This is a genomic window from Shinella yambaruensis (assembly GCF_022899355.1).
Classification (GTDB): Bacteria; Pseudomonadota; Alphaproteobacteria; order Rhizobiales; family Rhizobiaceae; genus Shinella; species Shinella yambaruensis.
Window position 1 is genome coordinate 511,626 of record NZ_JALJCK010000003.1, and the last position, 24,230, is coordinate 535,855.

The following is a 24,230-nucleotide window of genomic DNA, read 5'->3' on the forward strand; positions in this document are numbered from 1 at the left end:
CGCGCAATTCGACGCGCCGGCCCTTCCCTCTTCCCGCCGCACCGCTAGAGTCTCCCCAATGGAATCGGGAGACTTCGCCATGACCGACTTGGAACGCTTCATCGATCAGGGGACCGGCCGGGAGCCTGCCGACATCGTGCTGAAGGGCGGGCAGTTCTTCGATCTCGTGACAGGCGACCTCCTCGCCTCCGACATCGCCATCTCGGGCGATCGCATCGTCGGCACCTGCGGCGACTACGAGGGCCGCGAGGAGATCGACATTTCCGGCCGCATCGTCGTGCCCGGCTTCATCGACACGCATCTGCACATCGAATCCTCGCTCGTCACCCCGCACGAATTCGACCGCTGCGTGCTGCCCTATGGCGTGACGACAGCGATCTGCGACCCGCACGAGATCGCCAACGTGCTCGGCACGGAGGGCATCGCGTTCTTCCTCGACAGCGCGCTGGAGACGATCATGGACATCCGCGTGCAACTGTCGAGCTGCGTGCCGGCGACGCATCTGGAAACGTCGGGCGCGGACCTGCCGATCGAGCGCCTGCTGCCCTTCCGCGACCATCCCAAGGTGATCGGTCTTGCGGAATTCATGAACTTCCCCGGCGTCATCCACAAGGATCCCGTCTGTCTTGCCAAGCTGGAGGCCTTCCAGGGCGGCCATATCGACGGCCATGCACCGCTGCTCTCGGGCAAGGACCTCAACGGCTATCTTGCCGCCGGCATCCGCACCGAGCACGAATGCACCACCGCCGAGGAAGCGCTGGAGAAGATTCGCAAGGGCATGCACATCCTCGTGCGCGAAGGCTCCGTCTCCAAGGATCTCTTGGCGCTGCTGCCGATCATCACCGAGCGCCTTTCGCCCTTCATCGCGCTGTGCACGGACGACCGCAATCCACTCGACATCGCCGAGCAGGGCCATCTCGACTACATGATCCGCACCGCCATCAGCCATGGGCGCGCACCGCTCGCCGTCTACCGTGCCGCCTCGATCTCGGCGGCCAGGGCCTTCGGGCTGCGCGACCGCGGCCTTGTCGCGCCCGGCTGGCGCGCCGACCTCGTCGTCGTCGACACGCTGGAGACCTGCAAGGCGGAGATGGTCTTCTCCGCCGGCCGCAGGGTGGGCGATGGGCTCTTTGAGACGCGCCGGCCCGTCGCACCAGTCGGACTCGACAGCGTCAAGGCCCGCCCGGTCGCCGCCGCCCAGTTCGCCGTGCCCGTCACCGATGACGAAACGCCGGTCATCGGCGTCCTGCCGGGCAAGATCATCACCGAGCACCGCCGCTACCGGCTGCCCACCAAGGGCAACCAGACGACCGTCGATCTCGCGCAGGACATCGTCAAGGTCGCCGTCATCGAGCGTCACGGCAGAAACGGCAACCATGCCAACGGCTTCGTGCAGGGCTTCGGGCTGAAGAAGGGCGCCATCGCCTCGACGGTCGGCCATGACAGCCACAATATCTGCGTCGTCGGCGTCGACGAGGACGACATGGCGCTCGCCGCCAATCGGCTCGGCGAGATCAAGGGCGGCTTCGTCGTGGTGGAGGGCGGCAGGGTGACCGGCGAGATCGCGCTCCCCGTCGCCGGCCTGATGAGCCTCGAACCCTACGAGACCGTCCGCGACACGCTGCACCACCTGCGCCAGGCCGCCTTCGCACTGGGCGCCACGCTGGAGGAACCCTTCCTCCAGCTCGCCTTCCTGCCGCTGCCGGTGATCCCGCACCTGAAGATCTCCGACCGGGGGATGGTGGACGTGGACCGGTTCATGCTGATGGGGTGAGGTTTGCCTTTCCGCGTTCGGTTCCTTCGCATAGAATAGACATGAAAGGAGCGCGACATGACGAAACTGGAGCAGATTGAGAAAAGCGTGTCTGAACTCAGCCCAGAAGAGTTCGACCGGTTTTCCGCATGGTTTGAAGCGCTTCAGGCGGAGCGGTGGGATCGGGACCTTGCCGAAGACACCGCAAACGGCACTCTGGACGAGCTCGCCGAACTCGCTTTGGCTGAATTCCGCAACAATCGGACACGCCCGCTTTGAAGCACCACGCCACGGACACGTTCTGGACGTGTTACGCGGCGCTGCCTTCCCATATACGCGAACAGGCCGACAGGAATTTCGCCCTCCTGAAAGCTAACCCCGCACACCCATCCCTGCAGCTCAAACCCGTTGGCCGCTTTTGGTCGGCCCGGGTGGGCCTTTCCTGGCGCGCCCTTGCCGTCAGGGATGCGGAGACCGACACTCTCGTCTGGTTCTGGATCGGCTCCCATGCCGACTACGACCGGCTCGTCGGACGAAAACGGTAGAACGCTCCCAGAGGGGGACATACCGGCAGACCGTGCTTCCGCAAGGTCAGGAATTGCCGGAAACCCCTACAGCCGCACGCAGGCCATATCCAGCCCGTCCAGCTCGATCGTTCCGTCCTTCAGCTTCGCCCCGAAGCCGGGCACCGACAGGGGGGCGCCGAGTTTCAGCGACTTGGCCGGCACGAATTCGGCCTTTTCATGCGTCAGGTTGAAGACGAAAAGCAGTTTCTCGCCGCCCTTCTCGCGGGTGAAGGCGAGGATGTCGTGGTTGGAGTGCAGGAAGGACATGTCGCCGTCGTGCAGCGTCTCGTGTTCCCTGCGGAAGGCGAGCGTGGCGCGGTAGTGGTTGAACACCGAGCCGGCGATCTTCTCCTGCACGTCGACGGCAAGCCGGGCGTGGTCCTGCGGCACCGGCAGCCAGGGCTTGCCGGTGCTGAAGCCGGCATGGGCCTCGCCGTGCTGCCAGGGCATCGGTGTGCGGCAACCGTCGCGCCCCTTGAAGGCCGGCCAGAAGCGGATGCCGTAGGGATCGCGCAGGTCCTCGAAGGCGAGGTCGGCTTCGGTGAGGCCGAGTTCCTCGCCCTGGTAGAGGCAGATCGAGCCGCGCAGGGTCGACAAGAGGGTGATGGCGAGCTTGGCGATGCGCTCGCGCTCCTCCGGCGCGCGGATGAAGCGGCTGACATGGCGGTTGACGTCGTGGTTGGAAAAGGCCCAGCAGACCCAGCCGTCCGTCACCGCACGCTGGAAGCTCTGCACGCATTTGCGCACATGGTCGGCGGTGAAATCCGGCCCGAGAAGATCGAACGTGTAGCACATGTGCAGCTTGTCGCCGCCGCTCGTATAGTCGGCGACGGTCTTCAGCGAGCGGGCGCCGTCGCCCACCTCCCCCACCGTCGCGCGCCCCTCGTATTCGTCGAGCAACGCGCGGAACCGCTTGAGGAAAGCGACGTTCTCCGGCTGCGTCTTGTCGTAGCGATGGGTCTGCATGCCGTAGGGATTGACGTCCGGCGCATCGAGGCCGACCGCCTCGGGATCGGGCTCGTGGGGCGGGTTGTCGCGCAGCTTCCTGTCGTGGAAGTAGAAGTTCACCGTATCGAGGCGGAAGCCGTCCACACCGCGATCGAGCCAGAAGCGCACGGTCTTCAAAAGCGCCTCCTGCACATCCGGATTGTGGAAATTGAGGTCGGGCTGCGAGATCAGGAAGTTGTGCATGTAATATTGCTTGCGCACGCCGTCCCATTCCCAGCCCGGCCCGCCGAAGATTGACAGCCAGTTGTTGGGCGCCGTGCCGTCGGGCTTGGGATCGGCCCAGACATACCAGTCCGCCTTGGGATTGTTCCGGCTGGAACGGCTCTCGACGAACCAGGGATGCTGGTCTGACGTATGCGAGATGACCTGGTCGATGATGACCTTGAGGCCGAGGCGATGAGCCTCCGCCAGCATGGCGTCGAAATCGGCGAGCGTGCCGAACATCGGATCGACGTCGCAATAGTCCGAGACGTCGTAGCCCATGTCGGCCATCGGCGACTTGAAGAAGGGCGAGAGCCAGATGGCGTCGACGCCGAGCGAAGCGATGTGCCCGAGCCGCTTCGTGATGCCCCGCAGGTCGCCCATGCCGTCGCCGGTCGTGTCCTGGAACGAGCGGGGATAGACCTGATAGATCACCGCCCCGCGCCACCAGTCATCAGCCTTCTTGCGGGGCTTCGCCATGCTTTTTTCGCTCCGGTTTCCAGTTGTCACCGGCAAGATGTAACGCGGCCCCGGCGGGGCGTAAACGGCCGGGACCGCGATTTTTCGAAGGTTGACGCGGGGCCGGTCGATCGGGATGATGCCGGCAAATTCCATAGAGAAGGTTGACCCCATGACCGATGCCGTCACCCTTTCCCCGCAGGAAGCGCGCGACCTTGCCCGAACGGCGCTGATGCGCGTCGGCATGGTGGAGGCCGCGGCGGCGGCCCTCGCCGAGGCGACCGTGGAGGCGGAACTGGCGGGCAAGCCGGCCGTCGGCTTCAGCCATCTGACGGACTATCTCAGAAGTCTCGTGGACGGCAGGATCGCCGGCAAGGCCGAACCGCTCATCACCTCGCCCGTGCCGGCCATCCTGAAATGCGACGCGATGGGCGGCGTGGCGCAGCACGGCTTCTCGATTGCGCGCGAAGAGCTTGCGTCGAAGGCGAAGACCTTCGGCATCGCCGTCTTCACCGTTTGCAACAGTTACACGACCGGGGAACTCGGCTGGTATGCGGCAAACCTCGCGAGCGAAGGCCTCGTCGCCCTCGTCGCGACCAACAGCCATGCCGTGCTGGCCGGCGCCGGCAGCCGCCATCCGGTCTACGGCACCAATCCCCTCGCCTTCGCCGCGCCGCGCGATGACGGCGGGATCCTGCTGATCGACCAGTCGTCGAGCGCGACCGCACTGGTCAATATCCGCGCCGCCGCCGCACGCAGCGAGCCCATTCCGGACACCTGGGCGGTCGATCAGGATGGGCGGCCGACGACCGATCCCTTCGCCGCCATGCAGGGCGCGCTGACCGCCTTCGGCGGCAGCCGCGGCGCCAACATTGCCCTCATGGTCGAAGTCCTGGCCGCGGGCCTTACCGGCGGCAACTGGTCGCTGGACGCCGCCGATTTCCAGGCCGGCGACACCTCGCCGGGTGTCGGGCTGTTCGTCCTGGCGCTCTCGCCGCAGCTCTTCGCCGACAATTTCCCGGCCCGCCTGACGCGGCAGGCGGACAGGCTGTCGACAGACCACAACGTGCACATTCCCGGCCTCGACCGGGTGAAACGGCAGCGCGAGGCCGAAAGCGCAGGCATCCGCTTGCCGCAGCAACTCTTTGACAGTATTTCCTCTTTCCGGCGGAACTAGCCGGGAGGACCTTGGAACATGACGGCACGATTGCTCACGATCGGTGAATGCATGGTGGAACTGATGCAGGCCGAGGGCGGCCTCCTGCGCAAGAGCTTTGCCGGCGACACGTTCAACACCGCCTATTATGCCCGCCAGTACCTGCCCGACGACTGGAACGTCGACTATTTCTCGGCCGTCGGCACCGACATGATCTCCGACGAGATGCTTGCCTTCATGGATGGCCACGGCATCGGCACCGGATATGTCGCGCGCATCGAGGGCCGCTCGCCGGGCCTTTACATGATCCACCTGAAGGACGGCGAGCGCAGCTTCTCCTACTGGCGCTCCGTCTCGGCGGCAAAGCTGCTGGCACGCGACGGCGACCGGCTGCGCGCGGCCATCGACGCGTCCGACATCGTGGTCTTTTCCGGCATCACGCTGGCGATCCTGCCGGCCGAGGATGTCGAGACGCTGCTCGCCGAGCTGCGCCGCGCCAAGGCCGCGGGAAAACGCGTCATCTTCGACCCGAATATTCGCCCGCGTCTTTGGGACGACGCCGAGCGCATGCACGCGACGATCACCGCCGGCGCGCGCGCCGCGACGCTGGTCATGCCGAGCCTCGACGACGAGACGACGCATTTCGGCGATGCCGGGCTGGAGGAAACCATTGCCCGCTACCGCGCGCTCGGCGTCGACGGGCTTGTCGTGAAGGACGGCGCGGAAGGCGCGACCCTCGTCTTCGGCGAGAAGCGCAGCCATGCGCCGTCCGCCAGGGTGGAGAAGATCGTCGACACGACCAGCGCCGGTGACAGCTTCAACGGCGCCTTCCTCGCCCGCCTCGCGACAGGGGCAAACCCCGAGGCGGCGGCGCGCTTTGCCGCGGATGTCGCCGCGGCCGTGATCCAGCATCACGGCGCGCTGGTGGCGAAGGACAAGCTGCCGGAGTGCTGAGGTCACCCGGGCAACGACTCCAGCCCCTCATCCGGCCTGCCGGCCACCTTCTCCCCGTAAACGGGGCGAAGGGGATATGCCGTGCCGGTTTCCCCAATCAATGCCCGCAAGCGCGGCACGTCCCCTCTCCCCGCTTGCGGGGAGAGGGTTAGGGTGAGGGGCAAACGCCATATCCGCCGAAAGGCAAAAAGGCGCTCAGCGCCTCTTCTTCGCCTTGTTCGCGAACGGGTTGTCCGATGCGCGGAAGTGGATGCGGATCGGCACGCCGGGCAGGTTGAAGTCGTTGCGCAGGCCGTTCGTCAGGTAGCGGATATAGGACTCCGGCAGCGCATCGGGGCGCGTGCAGGAGATCATGAAGCCCGGCGGACGGGCCTTCACCTGCGTCATGTATTTCAGCTTGAGGCGGCGGCCGGAAACGGCCGGCGGCGGATGCTGCGTCTGCTGCGCGTCCAGCCAGCGGTTCAGCTTGGCGGTGGAGATGCGGCGGTTCCAGGTGCGGTCCGTGTCGATGACGGCCTGCATCAGCTTGTCGAGGCCGCGGCCCGTCTGGCCGGAAACCGGCACGGCGCGGATGCCGCGCGCCTGCGGCAGGAGGCGATCGGTCTTTTCGCGCAGATCCGCAAGAACGGCCTGCGGGTCATCGATCAGGTCCCACTTGTTGAAGGCGAGCACGGCGGCACGGCCTTCACGCAGCACGAGGTCGACGATCTGGAGGTCCTGCTTCTCGAAGGGGATGGTCGAATCGAAGACGATGACGACCGTCTCGGCAAAACGGATGGCGCGCAGGCCATCGGCGACGGAGAGCTTTTCCAGCTTCTCCTGCACCTTGGCCTTGCGCCGCATGCCGGCCGTATCGAACATCTTGATCGTGCGGCCCCTCCAGTCCCATTCGACGGAGATCGAATCGCGCGTGATGCCGGCCTCCGGGCCGGTCAGGAGCCGGTCCTCGCCGAGGAAGCGGTTGATCAGCGTGGACTTGCCGGCATTCGGGCGGCCGACGATGGCAACGCGCAGCGGCTTCGTCTCATCATATTCCGGCTCGAAATCCTCGTCCTCTCCGGCGCCCTCGGCAGCCGCCTCGGCGCGCACATCGACATCGGTGACGGCCTCGTCGTCCTCGGGAAAGGCGCGGTCCTCGCCAATCGCCGCGACGATGGCGTCGCGCAGGTCCAGCATGCCCTGGCCGTGCTCGGCGGAAATCGGCGTCGGCTCGCCAAGGCCGAGCGTGAAGGCATCGTAGAAACCGCCGTCGGAGCCGCGGGCCTCCGACTTGTTGGCGACGAGCACCACCGGCTTGCCCTTGCGGCGCAGCATGTCGGCAAGCGCCTGGTCGACCGGCGTCAGGCCCATCTTGGCATCGACGACGAAGAGCGAGAGGTCCGCCTCGTCGATCGCCGCCTCCGTCTGGGCACGCATGCGGCCCAGCAGGGTATCGGGCGCGGCCTCCTCGAGGCCGGCCGTGTCGATGATGCGGAATTTCAGGTCGACGAGCCGCGCATCGCCGGGACGGCGGTCGCGGGTGACGCCCGGCGTGTCGTCGACAAGCGCGAGCTTCTTGCCCACGAGCCTGTTGAACAGGGTGGACTTGCCGACATTGGGGCGTCCGACAATGGCGACGGTGAAGCTCATGGATGTGTTCCGTTTCGGTGGCCGGCTAAAGCAATTCCGGTAAAAGGGCGAAGCGGTCTTTCATCCGGAACTGCGTCAAAAACGATACGAGATCAGGAGGACAGCTTGCCGCTTGCGGCGATCAGGTCAAGCAGCATCTGCGCCCGGTTGGCGACGTTGCGCGGGCTCTCGTTGTCGGAAAGGATCGCGTCGAACCATTCCTTGGCGCGCGCATAGTCCTCGTGCTTGTAGGCGGAGAGGCCGAGAACCTCGCGCGCGGAATGGCGCAGCGCGCTCTGGGGCGTGGCAAGCTGCTCGGCTTCGGCGGAAACCTGGTCATAGGTGCCGGTGTCGACGAGGAGATAGGCGGCGCGCAGGCGCGCGGCATCGCGCAGCGCCTGCGGCACGGAACCATCCTTGGCGATCGCCGTGAAGGCATTGACGGCGCCCTGCACGTCCGTCGCCGCCAGCAGCGAGGCGGAGCGCATGCGCGCCAGCACCGGATAGGAGCCGAAGCCGTCCTTCTCCAGTGCGGTCAGAGCGGCGAGCGCCTCCTCGTTCTTGCCCTCGCGGGCAAGCGTCAGGGCGGCCAGGAAGCTGTCGCCGGCGGCCGAGGCCTCGCTGTCGCGCCAGTAGTCGTAGCTCACCTTGCCGATCGTGCCGAGGACGACCAGGACGGCGGCGGCGATGAAGATGCGACCGAAACGCTTCCAGACCAGACGCATCTGGTCGGAGCGCAGTTCCTCGTTCACCTCGCGGATAAAGCTGTCGTCCTGATTTGCCATGTTCTGCCCGGCTCGAATTCACGCTTAAAGTTAGCGCCTTCTACCCCATTTTGGCGGCGTTGTAAGGGGGCAGGCGCGAAAAGCCGGGGATCAGGCGATGATCACGGCAGGGGTGGAACACCGATCACCCATTCGTGAAGCTTGAGGACGATCGCCGCATAGAGCGCAAGGCCGACGACGGCGGAAATCAGATCGTATTTCGCCGAGACGAAGACCGGCAGCCTCGTCTCCCCGGCCGCGATGCGCTTCTTCAGCGTGATGCGCAGGATGACCGCCCAGGCGAGGATCGTCACGAAGAGCAGCACCGAATAGCTCTCGCCATTCGCCAGGAGATGGGCCAGCGCCCAGATCTTGATGGCGACGAGCAGCGGGAACTTCAGCTTCGTGCGGATATGCCCGGCCGGCAGAAAGCCGGCGACGAGACAGATCGAGGCGATCAGCATCAGCGTCAGCGCGATATGCGACAGGAAGGTCGGCGGGAAATAGAGCATCTCGCCGCCATTCTCGCGCGCATCGACGAAACCGTAGGCGATGAGCGCGAGGCTGAGCAGCGAGACGATGCCATGCAGCGCCATCCAGCCCGGCTTGCCGAGGGCGGCGATGCCCGCATTGCGCAGGCCCGGCGCGAAGGGGCGCAGAAGATGGGTGACGATGAAAAGAACAAGACCGGCGATGAGCAACGTCATGAAAATGCCCCTTGAAGAAAAGACGGCCCGCGGCCGTTTCCTCTGGAATAGCCCTCGCACGGCGACAATTCCAGCCCGATCAAAGGATTGCCGCATTCGCGAACCATGAAAACCCCTTTGCAAATTGTCGCGGGTAGCCATGTCGTCTTCAGTCTCGTTCCGGATCGTCCTCCTTCCCCTCGCCGCCGCGCTCGCCGCCGGCCCGGCCCTTGCCAAGGACGACACGATCGAGACCGCTAAGCGCAAGCAGCTCGTCATCGTCTCCTTCGACGGGGCACACGACAACCTCCTGTGGGAGAAGAGCCGCGCCATGGCGAAACGCACCGGTGCGCATTTCACCTATTTCCTCTCCTGCACCTTCCTCTTCCCGAAGGACGAGCGCGCCAATTACCAGGCGCCGCACGAGAAGCGAGGACGCTCCAATGTCGGCTTCTCCCCGGACCGGGAGGACACGATCCTGCGCCTCGGCGAGATCTGGCTGGCAAAGCTCGAGGGCCACGATATCGGCAGCCACGCCTGCGGCCATTTCGACGGCGGCAAATGGAGCGCGGAGGACTGGAAGGCCGAGTTCACCTTCTTCCACGAGACGCTGAAGAACGCCTGGCAGAATGCCGGCGTCGGCGAGCGGGAGCCGGCGGACTGGCAGCGCTTCGTCAAGGAGGACATCAAGGGGTTCCGCGCGCCCTATCTTTCCGCCGGCAGCGGGCTGATCAAGGCGCTGGAGGCACACGGCTTCACCTATGATGCCAGCCTCGTCTCGAAGGGACCCGCCATGCCGGTCGCAAGCGGCGAGATCGCCCGCTTCGCCCTGCCCCTCGTGCCGGAAGGCGCCGCCCGGCGCCCGGTCATCGCCATGGACTACAACCTCTATGTCCGCCATTCCAAGGGCAAGGAGGCGCCGGATAAGAGCGCCGCCTTCGAGGAAAGCACGCTTCAGGCCTATCGAGACGCCTTCACGAAGCAATATGACGGCGAGCGCATCCCCCTCCAGCTCGGCTTCCATTTCGTGGAGATGAACGCCGGCGCCTACTGGCGCGCGCTCGACCGATTCCTGACGGAGACCTGCGGCAAACAGGACGTCGCCTGCGTCAGCTATGCCGAGGCGATGGACATTCTCGCGAAAGAAAAGAAGGCGGCCGGAGCCGCCCTCTGACGGCCAAGCCTACCGCGCCAGCTCCTCGTTGCCGCCAGCCGCGATGAACTGCTGGTCGATGCTCGGCAGCTCCTGCCCATCGATCGCCGCTTCGAAAGCCTTGAGGCGCTTGTGGATCGACTGCAGCTCGATGATCGTCGACCACGAGTTCACAAGATACTGGAACGAGCTGGAGACCTGGCCGAAGGCCGTCAGGATCTGCTGCAGGATGCCGTAGGTGATCTTGCCGGTGACGATGGTCGGCACGAGGATGAAGTAGACGAAGAGGTTGTCGGCCTGCAGATAGAACATGCGGGCGACGTTGAAATAGAGATAGTGGAAATAGAGCCGGAAATAGTTCATCCGGACGTTGTCGAACAGCTCGCGCACCGTCGGGGGCTGGGCCTTGGTCTCGTCGTCCTCGCCATAGACCAGCTCCTTGCGGTAGGCGGCCTCGACACGCTGGTTGCGGAACTCGAGGCCCGGCAGCTTGATCCCCACGAAGGCGAGCAGGAAGGTGCCGAAAGCCGACCAGAGGATCGCCGCCCAGAACAGCGCATGCGGCACTTCGCCGATGACCGGCAGCGGGCCGATATGCACGGAGAGGGCGAAGAGCACCGGCAGGAACGCGATCAGCGTCATCACCGCGTCGATCAGGCTGACGCCGAGGCCTTCGGTGATCGTCGCGAAGCGCATCGTGTCTTCCTGCACGCGCTGCGAGGCGCCTTCGATATGCCGCACGCGCGGCCAGAGCGACATGTAGTAGTTGTTCATCGCCGTGCGCCAGCGGAAGACATAGTGGCTGACGAAGAAGCGCGTGATGACGTAGACGAAGACGCTGATGAAGGCGATCTGGCAGAAGATCAGCATCAGGTCGAAGAAATTCTGTGTGGTCACACCGCCCGTGCCCTGCAGCGCGTTCTGCAGGGTATCGCCGAAGGGGCGGCGCCAGTTGTTGATGGCGAGCGAGACCTGCACGCTGAAATAGGTCGAGAAGATGATGAAGGCCGAACCCCATATCGACCAGTTGGTCCAGGGGTGATCCTTCGCCCGGATCTGCCAGAACAGGCCGAAGAGGCCGGTGCAGATCAGGAAATAGAGATAGAACCAGATGTTGTCCGGCGTCACGAAGTAACCGAGGCCGACCGGCGGTTCCGTGCCGGCCGGCAGCGGCGGCAGGCCGATCAGCGCACCGAAGTTGGCGCCGACCGTGTACCAGGCCGCGATCGAAAGCAGCGTCCAGACGACAAGGGAGGAAAAGAACAGCTTCGGCTGCGGGAAGAAGGAGTGGAACAAGGTGCGAAACTCTCGTTTGCATGGGGCAGCAACGCCGCCGGTTCGCGCAGAACCTAGAGGAGTTTACGCATCGCAACAATCGCCAAGCGCCCGGATTACCGAGATTTAATGGAAGGCGCGCCGCCAAGAACGGTGATGTTCAACGCGAATGTCCCTTTACGCCGGCCCGGACAACGGGGCACCGCTGTAACACCCCGAGCCGCGATGGTCCCGTTGAACGACAAGGCTGGTAAAGACGGTCCCTGGCTTCCCGGTTCAGCCCGGCAGCGTCACCACGAGCGGCCCGTTGCGGGTGGCGACGACCGTGTGCTCGAACTGCACCGTCGGCGCGCTCGGCTCGCTGTAGAGCGTCCACTCGTCGTTGCTGCCGCCTTCCGCCCAGTTGGCGCCGAGCGAGAGGAACGGCTCGACGGTGAAGACGAGGCCTTCCGTCATGCGGCGCTTCTCCTGCGGGTCCGGCCAGGTGGCGATTTCCGTCGGCTCCTCGTGCAGCGAGCGGCCGACGCCGTGGCTGGCGAGGTTGGCGATCAGCGTATAGCGGTTCTTGCGGGCGAATTCGCCGATGGCATTGCCGACCTCGGCGAGCGGCCTGCCGGCCCGCACCGATTTCAGCCCGACCCAGAGCGCGCGCTTGCCGTCGCGGCACAGGCGCTCGACGGCCGGCGTCGACCGCCCGACCGTGAACGAGGCGCCGGTATCGGCGAAATAGCCGTCGAGCTCGGCGGAGACATCGATATTGACGAGGTCGCCGTCGCGGATCACCCGCTCGCCCGGAATGCCGTGCGCCACCTCTTCGTTGATGCTGATGCAGGTCGCGCCCGGAAAGGCATAACAGCTTTCCGGCGCCGAGCGCGCGCCTGCCGCCTCCAGCATGCGCCGGCCGATCAGGTCGAGCTCGGCGGTCGTCATGCCCGGCCGGATGGCGGTCGACATGTGCTGCAGCACATTGGCGCAAATCCGGCCGATGGCCTTCAGGCCGTTGAGGTCTTCATCGTTTTCCAGGGTCATCGCGTCTCTCTTTCGCGGGCCTCTTACCATGCCTGCGCGCCCTTGTCAGGCGGAAGCGGCCACACCGCCCTTCGCGTCGTCCGCCAGCATCTCGCGCACCAGCGGGGCGACCTTCGTGCCGTAGAGCTCGATGCCGCGCAGCACCGCCTCATGCGGCATCGGGCCGATCGCCATCTGCAGCAGGAAGCGGTCGTTGCGGAAGATCCGGTGGTGGGCGACGATCTTCTTCGCCACCGTTTCCGGATCGCCGAGGAAGAGATGGCCGGTCGGCCCGATCGACTGGTCGAACTGCGCCCGGCTCGTCGGCCCCCAGCCGCGCTCGCGGCCGATGCGATTCATCACCTCGGCCTGCGGGCCGTAAAAGGTGTCGGCCGCGGCCGCGGTGGTGTCGGCGATGAAACCGTGCACGTTGATGCTGGTCTTCAGCCCGCCCGCATCCTGCCCGGCGCGGCGCGCGGCCTCGCGGTAGAGATCGAAGAGCGGCGCATAGCGCGACGGCGTGCCGCCGATGATGGCAAGCGCCAGCGGCAGCCCGTAGGCCCCCGCCCGCGCCACCGATTGCGGCGTGCCCCCGACGGCGATCCAGATCGGAAGGCGGCCATGCGCGGGGCGCGGATAGACGCCGAGCCCCGGTAGCGGCGGGCGCATCGTGCCGTTCCACGACACGGTCTCGCTCTCGTTGAGCGCCAGCAGCAGGTCCAGCTTCTCCTCGAAGAGCCGGTCGTAATCATCGAGCGCATAGCCGAAGAGCGGGAAGGATTCGATGAAGGAGCCGCGCCCTGCCATGATCTCCGCCCGGCCGCCTGAAAGAAGGTCGACCGTCGAGAACTGCTGGAAGACGCGCACCGGATCGTCCGAGGAAAGCACCGTCACCGCGCTCGTCAGCCGGATGGTCCTGGTCCGCGCGGCGGCGGCGGCCAGCACGACAGCCGGCGCCGAGGCGGCATAGTCCGCCCGGTGATGCTCGCCGAGCCCGAAGACATCGAGCCCGACCTGGTCGGCAAGCGCGATCTCCTCCAGGAGGTCCTTCAGCCGCCGCTCCCCTTCCCGCCCCTTGTCGGCGGCATTGGGATCGACGTCGGCAAATGTATAGAGGCCAAGTTCCATGGGATATTCCAGGCAAGAGGGATTTACCCAGAGATATGGCCGGCGCAGACGGGTTGAAAGGGCCGTTCGGGAAACAGTGTGTTCACCCGGCGAGCCAGGGGTTCAGCAGGCGGATATCCATGTCCGCGAAATCCGCCACATTGCGCGTAACGAGAATCATGTTGTGAACGTGAGCCGTCGCGCCGATCAAGCCATCCCGCTCCGGCCGCCGATCGGGAACCGACAGTTCCGCGCAGCGCAGCGCCACGGCAAGATCGACCGGAAGGACACGCCCGGCGAAGAATGGCAGCACCACCTCGTCCAGCCAGCGACGGAGAGCCAGTCCTTGCGGCTCGTCCCGGCGTTCCATCTGGCGCACGCCGATCTCCAGTTCGAGCATCGACATTGCCGAGATATGGCAGAGCGGCGGCGGCACAGATTGCGACCAGCGCAAGACATGGGCATCGACACGGCCGGACGAGGTTTTCCGCAGTTCGGACACGACATTCGTGTCGAGCAGATACATCAGCCGAGATCCGCCGGCTTCACGCCGATATCGGAGAGCTTCGGTGGATCGAACTCAACGTCCTCGCCGGACGGCATGGCCAGCAGGTCGGCAAGCGTCTTCTCGCCGCTGATCAACCGCCTGTAATCGTCGATGGAGAGCAGGACGTGGCCCGGCCGGCCACGATCCGTGATGAAGACGGGGCCATTTTCAGCGGCCCTCTTGGCCTTGCCCGTATCCTGATTGAATTCCCGGCTGGACATGACCGTCATGGCGCCCTCCATGTGTAGCAACATTACTACGTATAGAGGGCAATGCAAAGCGTCTTCATCAGAGCCGCGAAGCCACTGCTTCCAGCTGCGTCGCCACCTGGCCCCAGCCCTCGTGGAAACCCATCTTCTCGTGCATCTCGCAGTCCTCGACGGTCCAGTGGCGGGCGATGGCGGTGTAGCGGGTCTTGCCGTCGCCGAGGTCGTCGAAGAGAATCTCGGCGCTGAAGAAGGCCTTTTCGGTGGGCTTCCAGTCGGGGCCGAAGGCATCGGTCGTGATGATGCGCCTGTCCTTTTCCACCTTCAGGAAGATGCCGGTGCTGTCCATGTGGAAACCGTCTGGGCCGGTCATGACCGTGCGGAACTTGCCGCCGTCGCGCGGCTCGATCTCGATGACCGGCGTCTCGTAGGGTTTCGGCGCGAACCATTCCTTCATCAGCTCCGGCGTCGTCCAGGCCTTGAAGAGCTGGGCGGGCGTTGCGTTCAGCACGCGGGTCAGCACCAGTTCGCGGCTGTTGGCGGGCTTGATCTCGGCGTCGGTCATGTCTGTCTCCTCGTTGGATATGTTCGGCGGTTCATTGCAAGGACGCCCGGCGGACAGCCAGTCCGACATCGAAAAGGGGTTATTTTTCGGCTGCGGCCCTTTCGCGCTGCATGCTGTCGAGATGCTGGCGGATATGGGCCGCCTCTGCCGAACTCGTGGCGAGCGCAATGGCGCGGTCGAAGGCTTCGTGCGCCTCGCCATAGCGGCCGAGCTGCTTGAGCAGGCCGCCGCGCAGCCCGTGGAAATAGAAATAGCCGTTCAGCTTGTCGGCAAGCGGCTCGATCAGCGCCAGCGCCGCCTCCGGCCCTTCGCGCTTCGAGACGGCGACGGCGCGGTTGAGCCGCACCACCGGCGAGGGCTGCAGGCGCTCCAGCGTCTGGTAGAGCAGGTCGATCTCGAACCAGTCCGTCTCCGCCGCCGTTTTCGCGCGGGCATGCAGCGCGGCGATCGCCGCCTGGATCTGGAAGGCGCCGGGCGCGCGGTGGCGGATCGCCTTGTCGATCAGCACCAGCGCCTCGTCGATCAGGCTGCGGTCCCAGAGCGAGCGGTCCTGGTCCTCCAGGAGCACGATCTGCCCGTCCTTGTCGAAGCGGGCCGCAAGCCGCGAATGCTGGAGCAGCAGCAGCGCCGTCAGGCCCATGATCTCCGGCTCGGCCGGAAAGAGCTTCAGGAGCAGCCGCGCCAGCCGGATCGCCTCCGCGCAGAAGGGCGTATCCGCCTTGTCGGGAACGCCCGCCGAATAGCCCTCGTTGAAGACGAGATAGATCATCGCCGCGACGAGGCCGAGCCGCTCGGCCCGGGCCACCGCATCCGGCGTCTCGAAGGGAATGCCGGCCGCGCCCACCTTCGCCTTCGCACGGGTGATGCGCTGCTCCATCGCCGCCTCCGAGACGAGGAAGGCACGGGCGATCTGCCGAACCGACAGGCCCGAGACGATGCGCAGCGCCAGCGCGATCTGCTGGGTCGCCGGCAGGTCCTTGTGGCAGCAGACGAAGAGCAGGCGGAGAATGTCGTCCCGGTAATGCGCGCCGTCCAGCCGGTCCGCAAGGTCGCTTTCCGTGTCCTCCAGGTCGGACAGCACCTCCTCCGGCGGCAGCGGCTGGTGCCTGGCGCGCTTGCGCACCTGGTCGATGCCGCTGTTGCGGCCGACGAAGATGAGCCAGGCTGCCGGATCGCGCGGCGGGCCCTTGTCGGGCCAGGTCTTCAGCGCACGCAGGCAAGCCTCCTGATAGGCCTCCTCCGCCATGTCGAGGTCGCGGAAGTAGCGCAACAGCGCCCCCATGGCCTGCGGCCGCGCCGAGGTCAGCGCCAGATCGATCCAGGCAAGCTCTGTCATGTAATGGGTACTCCCGGATTGAAATACTGCAGCGGCCGGACCTCATAGGTGCCGTTGGCCGGATTGACCGCCGAAAGCTCACGGGCAAAGGTGATCGCCTCCTCCAGCGTCTCCACGTCGAGCACGAAGAAGCCGAGGAACTGTTCCTTGGTTTCGGCGAAGGGGCCGTCCATGATGATGTCGTCGGTCGCGCCCTTGCGCACGGTGACGGCCGCCGTCGTCGGCATCAGCCGCGCGACCGGACCGAGCTTGCCCGCCTCGGCATAACGCTGGTTGACCGCCCCGAGATCGGCCATGACCTTCGCGTCGAGCTCCTTGCTCCAGGCGTTGACTTCACTTTCGGCGTCATAACAAAGAACGGCATACAGCATGGTGAACTCCCGTTGGTTGAAAGACGTAGGAGTAGCGTCTCAGCCGACAGGGCGCACCGGAATATTTTTGATGATAGGGATGAAGGCGGGTGATGAGAGCCTAGGAAAGATCGAAATCCGCGGGCGTCAGCCGGCCGGAACGCAGCAGGTGCTGCAGGACAAAAGCGACCGATCGGGCATCGTCGACGGCATCGTGGGCGCGGAGCGAACCCTGGTCGAGACCGTATAACGACATGAGCCCGCTGCTGGGTGTCTTCTGCATATCCTCATACGCCATGCCGCCGCGCAGCAGCAACTTGCACGCATTGTCGAATCGGTTCGCGGCGATGGGCGGCGTAATCCCGGCGACATAGCAACTCGTCGCCAACATGCCGAGTTCGTCCTTGCCCCACGACCAGAGCACCAGGCCGCGCGCATAGTCGGCGAACCGTGCGAGCGCCGTTTTCAGGTCGATTCCGGAAGCATCGATCATGCCGTCGCCAATACCTGTCAGCGCCGTGAGGAAGGGATCGATCGCGCAGCGGCGGCCATACCTGTCGCGCGGCTCCACATAAACGTTGAACGCGTCTTCGATTTCGAAATCACCGGCCAGCCGAAGCTTGACCGCCCCGATCTGCACCACCAGCGGATCAGGATCGTAAGGCCCGCACCAGAGCCGCCGCTGAGCGCCTTCGGCCGAGAGAAACTCGCAATCGAAAATCACCGCCGCTTCAGGCATCACGCTCTCCCCGTCACCATCAGCCGCACAGGCAGTTGCCGGTAGCCTATCCGTTGCTCAGCGTACGCCGCACCGCGTCCTTCCAGCCCTTGATCTTCACCGCACGGGTCTTCTCGTCCATCTTGGGCTCGAAGCGCGTATCCCGCGCCCAGGACTTGGCGAACCCCTTGCGGTCCGGCCACACGCCCGCGCGCTGGCCGGCGAGCCATGCGGCGCCCAGCGCGGTCGTTTCCAGGATGGTCGGACGGTCGACGGGCGCGTCGAGGATGTCGGAAAGGCGCTGCATGGTCCAGTCGGAGGCGACCATGCCGCCGTCGACGCGCAGCACCGTTTTCTTGCCGTTCGCCTTCCAGTCCTTGTGCATGGCGTCGAGCAGGTCGCGCGTCTGGTAGCAGACGGCCTCCAGCGCGGCGCGGGCGAATTCCGCCGGCCCCGTATTGCGCGTCATGCCGTAGATGGCGGCGCGGGCGTCGGGGTCCCAGTGCGGCGCGCCGAGGCCGGTGAAGGCGGGCACGAGGTAGACGTTCTGCGTCGGATCGGCCTTGGCGGCAAGGTCGCCGGTGTCGGGCGCGGCCTTGATGACCTTCAGCCCGTCGCGCAGCCATTGCACGGCCGCCCCGGCGATGAAGATCGAGCCTTCCAGCGCATAGGTCGTCTCGCCGTCGAGCCGGTAGGCGATGGTGGTGAGCAGCCGGTTCTTCGAGCGCACCATGTCGGTGCCGGTGTTGAGCAGCGCGAAGCAGCCGGTGCCGTAGGTGGACTTCATCATGCCGGGTTCGAAGCAGGCCTGGCCGATGGTCGCCGCCTGCTGGTCGCCGGCAACGCCGAGGATCGGGATTTCCGCGCCGAACAGGCCCTTTTCCGTCACGCCGAAATCGGCGGCGCAGTCGAGCACGTCGGGCAGCATCGCCTTCGGCACGCGCAGGATGTCGAGCAGCTCGTCGTCCCAGGCGTTGGACGCGATGTTGTACATCAGCGTGCGGCTGGCATTGGTGGCATCGGTGACATGGGACTTGCCCCCCGTCAGCCGCCAGATCAGGAACGTGTCGATCGTGCCGAAGCATAGGTGCCCGTGGGCAGCCCGCGCGCGGGCGCCCTTCACGTTGGAGAGCATCCAGGAGAGCTTGGTGCCCGAGAAATAGGGATCGAGCAGCAGGCCCGTCTTCCTGGTGAAGGTCTTTTCGAGGTCCTGCTTCTTCAGCTTCTCGCAATAGGAGGCGGTGCGGCGGTCCTGCCAGACGATGGCATTGTGGATCGGCCTGCCGCTCTCGCGCTCCCAGACGACGACCGTCTCGCGCTGGTTGGTGATGCCGATGGCGGAAATGTCGGAGGCGGCAAGGCCCGCCTTCTTCAGAGCGGCCTTGACGGACCAGACGACGCTGTCCCAGATTTCCTCCGGATCGTGCTCGACCCAGCCGGACTGCGGAAAATGCTGCGTGAATTCCTTCTGGCCGGAACCGACGACCTTCTGCTTGCCGTCGAAGACGATCGCCCGGCTCGATGTGGTGCCCTGATCGATCGCGAGAACATATCCGCCCATCTCTTCCTCCCAGCTGCGGGTCGCTCCCAGACCCTTCGGAATCTTCAATACGATACTAAAACGAATGTCAAAGGAAAATAAAACGCAAGTCGCGCTCTGCCCTCAGCGGGACTGTACCGCGCGGAAAACGCAATTGTCATCGCGCGAGTTTTGGGCGTAGGCTACCGCAACGCAGCATGATCGGGAGACAGCAAGCATGAAAAGCGTCGTCGTAACGGGCTCCACCAGCGGCATCGGCCTTGCCATCGCCACGGCCTTCGCCGAAAGCGGCGCCAATGTCGTCATCAACGGGTTCGGCGCGGCGGACGAGATCGAGGCGATCCGCGCAAGGCTCGACGGCCTCGGCAAGGGACGCGTGCTCTATCATCCCGCCGACATGACGAAGCCGCACGAGATTTCCGACCTCGTCGAGACGGCGGTGGAGACATTCGACGGCGTCGACATCCTCGTCAACAATGCCGGCATCCAGCACGTCGAGAAGATCGAGGATTTCCCGGTGGAGAAGTGGGACCAGATCATCGCGATCAACCTCTCCAGCTCCTTCCACACGATCCGCGCCGCCATTCCGCACATGAAGCGCAAGGGCTGGGGCCGCGTCATCAACGTCGCCTCGGCGCACGGCCTCGTCGCCTCGCCATTCAAGTCCGCCTATGTGGCCGCGAAACACGGCATCATGGGCCTGACAAAGACCGTCGCGCTGGAAGTCGCCGAGAACGGCATCACCGTCAACGCCATCTGCCCCGGCTACGTGCTGACGCCGCTCGTCGAAAAGCAGATCCCCGACACGGCCAGGGCCCGCGGCATCAGCGAGGCTGAGGTGAAGTCCGACGTCATGCTGAAGTTCCAGCCGACCAAGGAGTTCGTCGGGGTCGACGAGGTCGCGGCCATCGCGCTTTTCCTCGCCTCCGATGCGGCAAAGTCGATCAACGGCACCCATATATCGGTGGATGGCGGCTGGACCGCCCAGTAGAAACGGAAGCGCGGGCACCCTGTGTATCCGCGTGTTCGCGATGGCGGGGCACCGTGCTCCGCCACAGGCCGCCCCTTCCCGGCGGCGGCCAAACCGCCCCACGCCCAGGCGCGTATCGGCCATCGGACGGCTGAGGGCCGTCAAAGAAGGATGACATGAACTTTCTGCAGGACAGTCTGGAGGGCTTTCTCGCCCGGGAACACCGCGTCGTCATCGTCGAGGTCACCGCCGCCAAAGGTTCGACCCCGCGCGACGAAGGCACGTTCATGCTGGTGGCGCCGACGGAAATCCACGGCACCGTCGGCGGCGGCCAGCTCGAATACGACGCCATCGAGAATGCGCGAAAGATGCTGGCGGATGCCGGCGGCGAGGCGAGGCTCGACATTCCGCTCGGCCCCGAGATCGGCCAGTGTTGCGGCGGGCGCGTCGAGCTCACCTTCACCTTTGCCGACGCGCAGGCCCGCGAGGCGCTTGAGGCACGCCTTGCCGAAGAGGAACGGCGCAAGCCGCAGGTCTGGGTCTTCGGCGCCGGCCATGTTGGCCGGGCGCTGGCGGATGCGCTGACCATGCTGCCGCTCAACATCTTCGTGGTGGAGGCGCGCCAGAGCGAGCTCGACCAGCTCACCTCCGAGGTGCACCATCGCCTTGCCGCCCTGCCGGAGGCGCTGGTCGCCGACATTCCGCCGGGCTCTGCCGTCGTCATCGTCACCCACGACCATGCGCTGGATTTCCTGATCGGGCAGGAAGCGCTTGCCCGTACCGACCTTGCCTATGTCGGCATGGTCGGCTCGACGTCGAAACGCGCCTCCTTCCTGCACCATCTGGAACGGCAGGGCATCGACCGCAGCGCGGCCGACCGGCTGGTCCTGCCGATCGGCGGCACGGCGGTGGACGACAAGCGCCCGGCGGTCATCGCCGCGATGACCGCGTCGGAAGTGCTGCTCGCCTTCGCCGCCTGGCGGCAGAAGGGGGACGCCCCCACGGCGGCAGGCTAGCCGCGACCGTCGAGAAAGCCGAGATCGCGCTTCATGTAGTCGGAAAGCTCGCTCGGATCGAGGCGGGGGACGCGCTTGCGCTGCCGCCTCAAGAAGACGCGGGAGAGCTTATGCCAAAGGCTTTCCTTGCGAAACGGCAGGCGGGCCGCCGGCGCCTGATCGACGATACATGTCATGGTAAAACCTCGTAAATTCCATTCATTGGCTTGCAGGATGCGCCGAAAGATGATGGAATTCCAATCGAAGCTTCGTCTGTATCCATAAAGAGAACTTGGCCTTGAAGATGTCGCGCAACTTCCCGCTCAATGCGCTTCGCGTCTTCGAGGCGGCCGCGCGGCATGCCAGCTTCACCCGCGCCGGCGACGAGCTCGGCATGACGCAGACCGCCGTCAGCTACCAGATCAAGCTTCTGGAGGAGACGCTCGGCGAGACGCTGTTCCTGCGCCAGCCGCGGCAGGTGATGCTGAGCGAGGCCGGCGAGCGGCTGGCCCCCAAGGTGGCCGAGGGGCTGACGAAACTGGCCGAAGCGGTGGCGGACCTGCGCGGGGCGGCCGAGCAGAAGCTGCACATCCATTCGACGCCCACCTTCGCCACGCAATGGCTGAGCCGCACGCTCGGCGACTTCCAGCTCAAGCACCCGACCATCGCCGTCCGGCTTTCCACCTCGCAGGAGCTGATCGACTTTGCCCGGGAAGAGGCGGATGTTTCGATCCGCTGGGGCAAGGGCGACTGGCCGGGCCTCACCTGCCACCGCGTCATGCGCATGGACTTCGCCCCCATGCTGAGCCCGGCGCTGGCCGAGACGATCGGCGGCATAGGGGAGCCGGCGGACCTCCTGAAACTGCCGATCATCAGCCCGCTGGACATCTGGTGGCGCACCTGGTTTTCCGCCGCGGGCATCGACGATCCGGGCCTCGAACGGTTTCCCCCGAACGAACTCGGCGTGCAGACGATCGACGCCCAGGTGGCGATGGCCGGCCAGGGCGTCGCGATCCTCAATCCCGGCCACTTCCGGGCGGAGGTCGCCGCCGGCCAGCTCTACCAGCCCTTCGAGCTGACCTGCAACGATGGCCGCGACTACTGGCTCGCCTATCCGGAAAACCGCCGCAACATCCTGAAGATCCGTGCCTTTCGCGACTGGATCCTCGCGACGATGCCGGCAGCGGTCTGACCGCTACGCCCTGGCGTCCAGTTCGGGATAGTGGCGGAAGAGGTCGCTTTCGTTGCCGGGAAGCCTGCGATCGCTGGCGAGATAGGCGCTGATCCGCGAGTGCCCGGCGACCGCGGCGCAGAGCGCCTTGATCTTCGGATAGCGCGGATAGAGCCCGTCCATCAGCACAGGGAAGGCGTAGGCGAGGCCGTCCATGACCTGGAACAGCGAGAGATCCGCATAGCTGAGCCTGTCGCCGACGAGATGCGTTTGACCCTCCGGGTTTCGCGCAAGGATGCCCTCGAACCAGTCGAGGAATTTCGGAACGCGCTGCGCGCGGAATTCCGCCGCCCGCCGCAGCGATTCGGGCTTCTGGTTCTCGTAGTACTCCCCCGCCCCGATGGGATGGTGGACGTCATGGCCCTCCAGGACGAAGTCGGCGATGGTCAGCTGGATCTGATGCGTCCAGAGCCGCAGCCGCGGCTCGCGGGGCGCAAGGTCGAGCTTGTCGCCGAGATAGAGCAGGATGGCCGCCACCTGCCCGACGACCACGTCGCCGTCCCTCAGGAAGGGCGGCGCAAAGGAAGGCGTGGCCACCTCCCGGCTTACCTTCGACAGGATGCCGTCGCCCTCCTCGCGCGCGACGTCGCGATAGGGCGCACCGGCCGCCTCCAGCGCGAGGCGGATATATTCTCCGCGCCCCTGGATGCCGGTCCAATAGTACAGTTCGTAGGTCATGGCGCAAAACACCCTTGGCCGGGCGGCGGTTCCGCCCGGGGCGAATTTTCGGGCGCACCGCAATCGAAATCAGCGGGATAGCCGTTTGGACCGCCCTTCCCTCGCCGCCGATTATTGCGCAATGTGCGCGGTGCGGAAAGAGCATGAGGGGACGCGCCGATGTATGAATATGCCATCGCCTGGGAATGGCTGACCTTTGCGGTCCGCTGGCTGCATGTCATCACCGCCATCGCCTGGATCGGCTCGTCCTTCTATTTCATCGCGCTCGATCTCGGCCTCGTGAAGCGGCCGCATCTGCCGGCCGGCGCCTATGGCGAGGAGTGGCAGGTCCACGGCGGCGGCTTCTACCACATCCAGAAATACCTGGTGGCGCCGGCCTCGATGCCCGAGCACCTCACCTGGTTCAAATGGGAAAGCTACATGACCTGGCTTTCCGGCTTCGCACTGCTCTGTCTCGTCTATTACGGCGGCGCCGACCTCTTCCTGATCGACCGCTCGGTGCTCGACGTCTCGACGCCGGTCGCCGTCCTCATCTCGCTCGCCTCGCTGGCACTCGGCTGGATCCTCTACGACCTTCTCTGCAAGTCGCCGCTCGGCAGGAACACCTGGGGGCTGATGCTCGTCCTCTATTGCATCCTCGTCGCCATGGCCTGGGGCTACACGCAGGTCTTCACCGGCCGGGCCGCGTTCCTCCATCTCGGCGCCTTCACGGCGACGATCATGTCGGCCAACGTCTTCTTCATCATCATGCCGAACCAGCGCGTCGTCGTCGCCGACCTCATCGCCGGCCGCACGCCCGATCCGAAATACGGCGTCATCGCCAAGCAGCGTTCCACGCACAACAACTACCTGACGCTGCCCGTCATCTTCTTCATGCTGTCGAACCACTATCCCCTCGCCTTCGCGACGGCCTTCAACTGGATCATCGCCGCGCTGGTCTTCCTGATGGGCGTGACGATCCGGCACTGGTTCAACACGACCCATGCCCGCAAGGGCAAGCCCACATGGACCTGGCTCGTCACCGCGCTCCTCTTCCTCCTCATCATGTGGCTTTCCACCGTGCCGAAGGTGCTGACCGGCGAAAGCGCGAATGCCGGTCTTCCCCCCTCCGCGCAGCGGTTCGCATCGAACGGCCATTTCCCGGCGGTGCGCGATCTCGTCTCCACCCGCTGTTCGATGTGCCATGCCGCCGAACCCGTCTGGGAGGGGCTTCGCGCGGCGCCGAAGGACGTGGTGCTCGAAAGCGAAACGGCGATTGCCCTCCATGCCCGCGAGATCTATCTGCAGGCCGGGCGCAGCCATGCCATGCCGCCGGGCAATGTCACCGGCATGACGAGGCAAGAGCGCGCCCTGATCACCGCCTGGTTCGAAACCGCAGCAGAAGGACGCTGACCGC

General features: G+C 65.5%; 25 protein-coding genes. 9 read left to right on the forward strand and 16 right to left on the reverse strand.

Annotated features, from left to right (window positions below; genetic code table 11):
- The first annotated feature begins 79 nt into the window (after nt 1-79).
- Together ade and MUU56_RS09645 are read left to right on the forward strand one after the other, a co-directional pair.
- Nucleotides 80-1,774: an adenine deaminase gene (gene ade, locus MUU56_RS09640; RefSeq protein ID WP_244767083.1), complete on the forward strand. Its 1,695-nt coding sequence runs from the start codon at nt 80-82 to the stop codon at nt 1,772-1,774.
- A 57-nt stretch (nt 1,775-1,831) separates the two neighbouring features.
- On the forward strand, nt 1,832-2,032 hold the full coding sequence (locus tag MUU56_RS09645) for a hypothetical protein (RefSeq protein ID WP_244767084.1): 201 nt from the start codon (nt 1,832-1,834) through the stop codon (nt 2,030-2,032).
- A 332-nt stretch (nt 2,033-2,364) separates the two neighbouring features.
- Here the strand turns inward: MUU56_RS09645 and bglA are convergent, their stop codons facing one another.
- On the reverse strand, nt 2,365-4,008 hold the full coding sequence (bglA, locus tag MUU56_RS09655) for a beta-galactosidase BglA (protein WP_244767086.1): 1,644 nt from the start codon (nt 4,006-4,008) through the stop codon (nt 2,365-2,367).
- A gap of 151 nt (nt 4,009-4,159) precedes the next feature.
- On the opposite strand from bglA, the gene MUU56_RS09660 reads away from it, so the two are divergent.
- Nucleotides 4,160-5,164 carry an Ldh family oxidoreductase gene (locus tag MUU56_RS09660; protein WP_244767087.1) on the forward strand — a complete coding sequence of 335 codons (1,005 nt, stop codon included), beginning with the start codon at nt 4,160-4,162 and terminating at the stop codon, nt 5,162-5,164.
- An 18-nt stretch (nt 5,165-5,182) separates the two neighbouring features.
- Complete coding sequence (locus MUU56_RS09665) at nt 5,183-6,097, forward strand: sugar kinase (protein ID WP_244767088.1); 915 nt, start codon at nt 5,183-5,185, stop codon at nt 6,095-6,097.
- 195 nt (nt 6,098-6,292) lie between these two features.
- Here the strand turns inward: MUU56_RS09665 and der are convergent, their stop codons facing one another.
- From der to MUU56_RS09680, 3 genes are all read right to left on the reverse strand, one after another.
- Nucleotides 6,293-7,726 carry a ribosome biogenesis GTPase Der gene (gene der, locus MUU56_RS09670; RefSeq protein WP_244767089.1) on the reverse strand — a complete coding sequence of 478 codons (1,434 nt, stop codon included), beginning with the start codon at nt 7,724-7,726 and terminating at the stop codon, nt 6,293-6,295.
- A 92-nt stretch (nt 7,727-7,818) separates the two neighbouring features.
- Nucleotides 7,819-8,490: a tetratricopeptide repeat protein gene (locus MUU56_RS09675; RefSeq protein WP_244767090.1), complete on the reverse strand. Its 672-nt coding sequence runs from the start codon at nt 8,488-8,490 to the stop codon at nt 7,819-7,821.
- A 101-nt stretch (nt 8,491-8,591) separates the two neighbouring features.
- Nucleotides 8,592-9,176 carry an NnrU family protein gene (locus MUU56_RS09680; RefSeq protein ID WP_244767091.1) on the reverse strand — a complete coding sequence of 195 codons (585 nt, stop codon included), beginning with the start codon at nt 9,174-9,176 and terminating at the stop codon, nt 8,592-8,594.
- A gap of 139 nt (nt 9,177-9,315) precedes the next feature.
- Here MUU56_RS09680 and MUU56_RS09685 point away from each other — a divergent pair, with 139 nt between their 5' ends.
- Nucleotides 9,316-10,329 carry a polysaccharide deacetylase family protein gene (locus MUU56_RS09685; protein WP_280530990.1) on the forward strand — a complete coding sequence of 338 codons (1,014 nt, stop codon included), beginning with the start codon at nt 9,316-9,318 and terminating at the stop codon, nt 10,327-10,329.
- A gap of 9 nt (nt 10,330-10,338) precedes the next feature.
- Here MUU56_RS09685 and sbmA read toward each other — a convergent pair whose 3' ends face one another.
- The 10 genes from sbmA to glpK form a co-directional block, all read right to left on the reverse strand.
- Nucleotides 10,339-11,604 (reverse strand): peptide antibiotic transporter SbmA, encoded by a 1,266-nt coding sequence (gene sbmA, locus MUU56_RS09690; RefSeq protein WP_244767092.1) that lies wholly within the window; start codon nt 11,602-11,604, stop codon nt 10,339-10,341.
- Between the two features lie 255 nt (nt 11,605-11,859).
- Nucleotides 11,860-12,612: a type I methionyl aminopeptidase gene (gene map / locus MUU56_RS09695; RefSeq protein ID WP_244767093.1), complete on the reverse strand. Its 753-nt coding sequence runs from the start codon at nt 12,610-12,612 to the stop codon at nt 11,860-11,862.
- A gap of 45 nt (nt 12,613-12,657) precedes the next feature.
- A complete protein-coding gene (locus MUU56_RS09700; protein WP_244767094.1) occupies nt 12,658-13,719 on the reverse strand; it encodes an LLM class flavin-dependent oxidoreductase in 1,062 nt (353 codons plus the stop codon).
- Between the two features lie 82 nt (nt 13,720-13,801).
- Nucleotides 13,802-14,224, reverse strand: a complete 423-nt coding sequence (locus MUU56_RS09705; protein WP_317633297.1) for a type II toxin-antitoxin system VapC family toxin — start codon at nt 14,222-14,224, stop codon at nt 13,802-13,804.
- Nucleotides 14,224-14,475, reverse strand: coding sequence for a type II toxin-antitoxin system Phd/YefM family antitoxin (locus MUU56_RS09710; RefSeq protein WP_244767095.1), 252 nt, complete (start codon nt 14,473-14,475; stop codon nt 14,224-14,226). Before MUU56_RS09710 ends, MUU56_RS09705 begins: the two co-directional genes overlap by 1 nt.
- Before the next feature lie 58 nt (nt 14,476-14,533).
- Nucleotides 14,534-15,016, reverse strand: coding sequence for an SRPBCC family protein (locus MUU56_RS09715; protein ID WP_244767096.1), 483 nt, complete (start codon nt 15,014-15,016; stop codon nt 14,534-14,536).
- Nucleotides 15,017-15,095: 79 nt separating this feature from the next.
- Entirely contained in the window at nt 15,096-16,352 is a 1,257-nt protein-coding gene (locus MUU56_RS09720) for an RNA polymerase sigma factor (RefSeq protein WP_244767097.1), read from the reverse strand.
- Nucleotides 16,349-16,723 carry a YciI family protein gene (locus MUU56_RS09725; RefSeq protein WP_244767098.1) on the reverse strand — a complete coding sequence of 125 codons (375 nt, stop codon included), beginning with the start codon at nt 16,721-16,723 and terminating at the stop codon, nt 16,349-16,351. Before MUU56_RS09725 ends, MUU56_RS09720 begins: the two co-directional genes overlap by 4 nt.
- Nucleotides 16,724-16,823: 100 nt before the next feature.
- Nucleotides 16,824-17,441, reverse strand: coding sequence for a 3'-5' exonuclease (locus MUU56_RS09730; RefSeq protein WP_244767099.1), 618 nt, complete (start codon nt 17,439-17,441; stop codon nt 16,824-16,826).
- 46 nt (nt 17,442-17,487) lie between these two features.
- On the reverse strand, nt 17,488-18,981 hold the full coding sequence (glpK, locus tag MUU56_RS09735; protein WP_244767100.1) for a glycerol kinase GlpK: 1,494 nt from the start codon (nt 18,979-18,981) through the stop codon (nt 17,488-17,490).
- Nucleotides 18,982-19,177: 196 nt separating this feature from the next.
- Between glpK and MUU56_RS09740 the strand changes: the two genes are divergently transcribed.
- The gene (locus MUU56_RS09740; protein WP_244767101.1) at nt 19,178-19,951 is read left to right on the forward strand and encodes a 3-hydroxybutyrate dehydrogenase; all 774 of its coding nucleotides are present in this window, start codon (nt 19,178-19,180) and stop codon (nt 19,949-19,951) included.
- 155 nt (nt 19,952-20,106) lie between these two features.
- Nucleotides 20,107-20,946, forward strand: a complete 840-nt coding sequence (gene xdhC / locus MUU56_RS09745; protein WP_244767102.1) for a xanthine dehydrogenase accessory protein XdhC — start codon at nt 20,107-20,109, stop codon at nt 20,944-20,946.
- Here the strand turns inward: xdhC and MUU56_RS09750 are convergent.
- Nucleotides 20,943-21,122 (reverse strand): hypothetical protein, encoded by a 180-nt coding sequence (locus tag MUU56_RS09750; RefSeq protein WP_244767103.1) that lies wholly within the window; start codon nt 21,120-21,122, stop codon nt 20,943-20,945. The genes xdhC and MUU56_RS09750 overlap by 4 nt on opposite strands.
- A 101-nt stretch (nt 21,123-21,223) precedes the next feature.
- On the opposite strand from MUU56_RS09750, the gene MUU56_RS09755 reads away from it, so the two are divergent.
- Nucleotides 21,224-22,117 carry a LysR substrate-binding domain-containing protein gene (locus tag MUU56_RS09755; RefSeq protein WP_244767104.1) on the forward strand — a complete coding sequence of 298 codons (894 nt, stop codon included), beginning with the start codon at nt 21,224-21,226 and terminating at the stop codon, nt 22,115-22,117.
- A gap of 3 nt (nt 22,118-22,120) precedes the next feature.
- On the opposite strand, the gene MUU56_RS09760 is transcribed toward MUU56_RS09755, so the two are convergent.
- Nucleotides 22,121-22,834 carry a glutathione S-transferase gene (locus MUU56_RS09760; protein WP_244767105.1) on the reverse strand — a complete coding sequence of 238 codons (714 nt, stop codon included), beginning with the start codon at nt 22,832-22,834 and terminating at the stop codon, nt 22,121-22,123.
- Nucleotides 22,835-22,993: 159 nt separating this feature from the next.
- Between MUU56_RS09760 and puuD the strand changes: the two genes are divergently transcribed.
- Nucleotides 22,994-24,226 carry a urate hydroxylase PuuD gene (gene puuD / locus MUU56_RS09765; protein WP_244767106.1) on the forward strand — a complete coding sequence of 411 codons (1,233 nt, stop codon included), beginning with the start codon at nt 22,994-22,996 and terminating at the stop codon, nt 24,224-24,226.
- Nucleotides 24,227-24,230 lie beyond the last annotated feature (4 nt).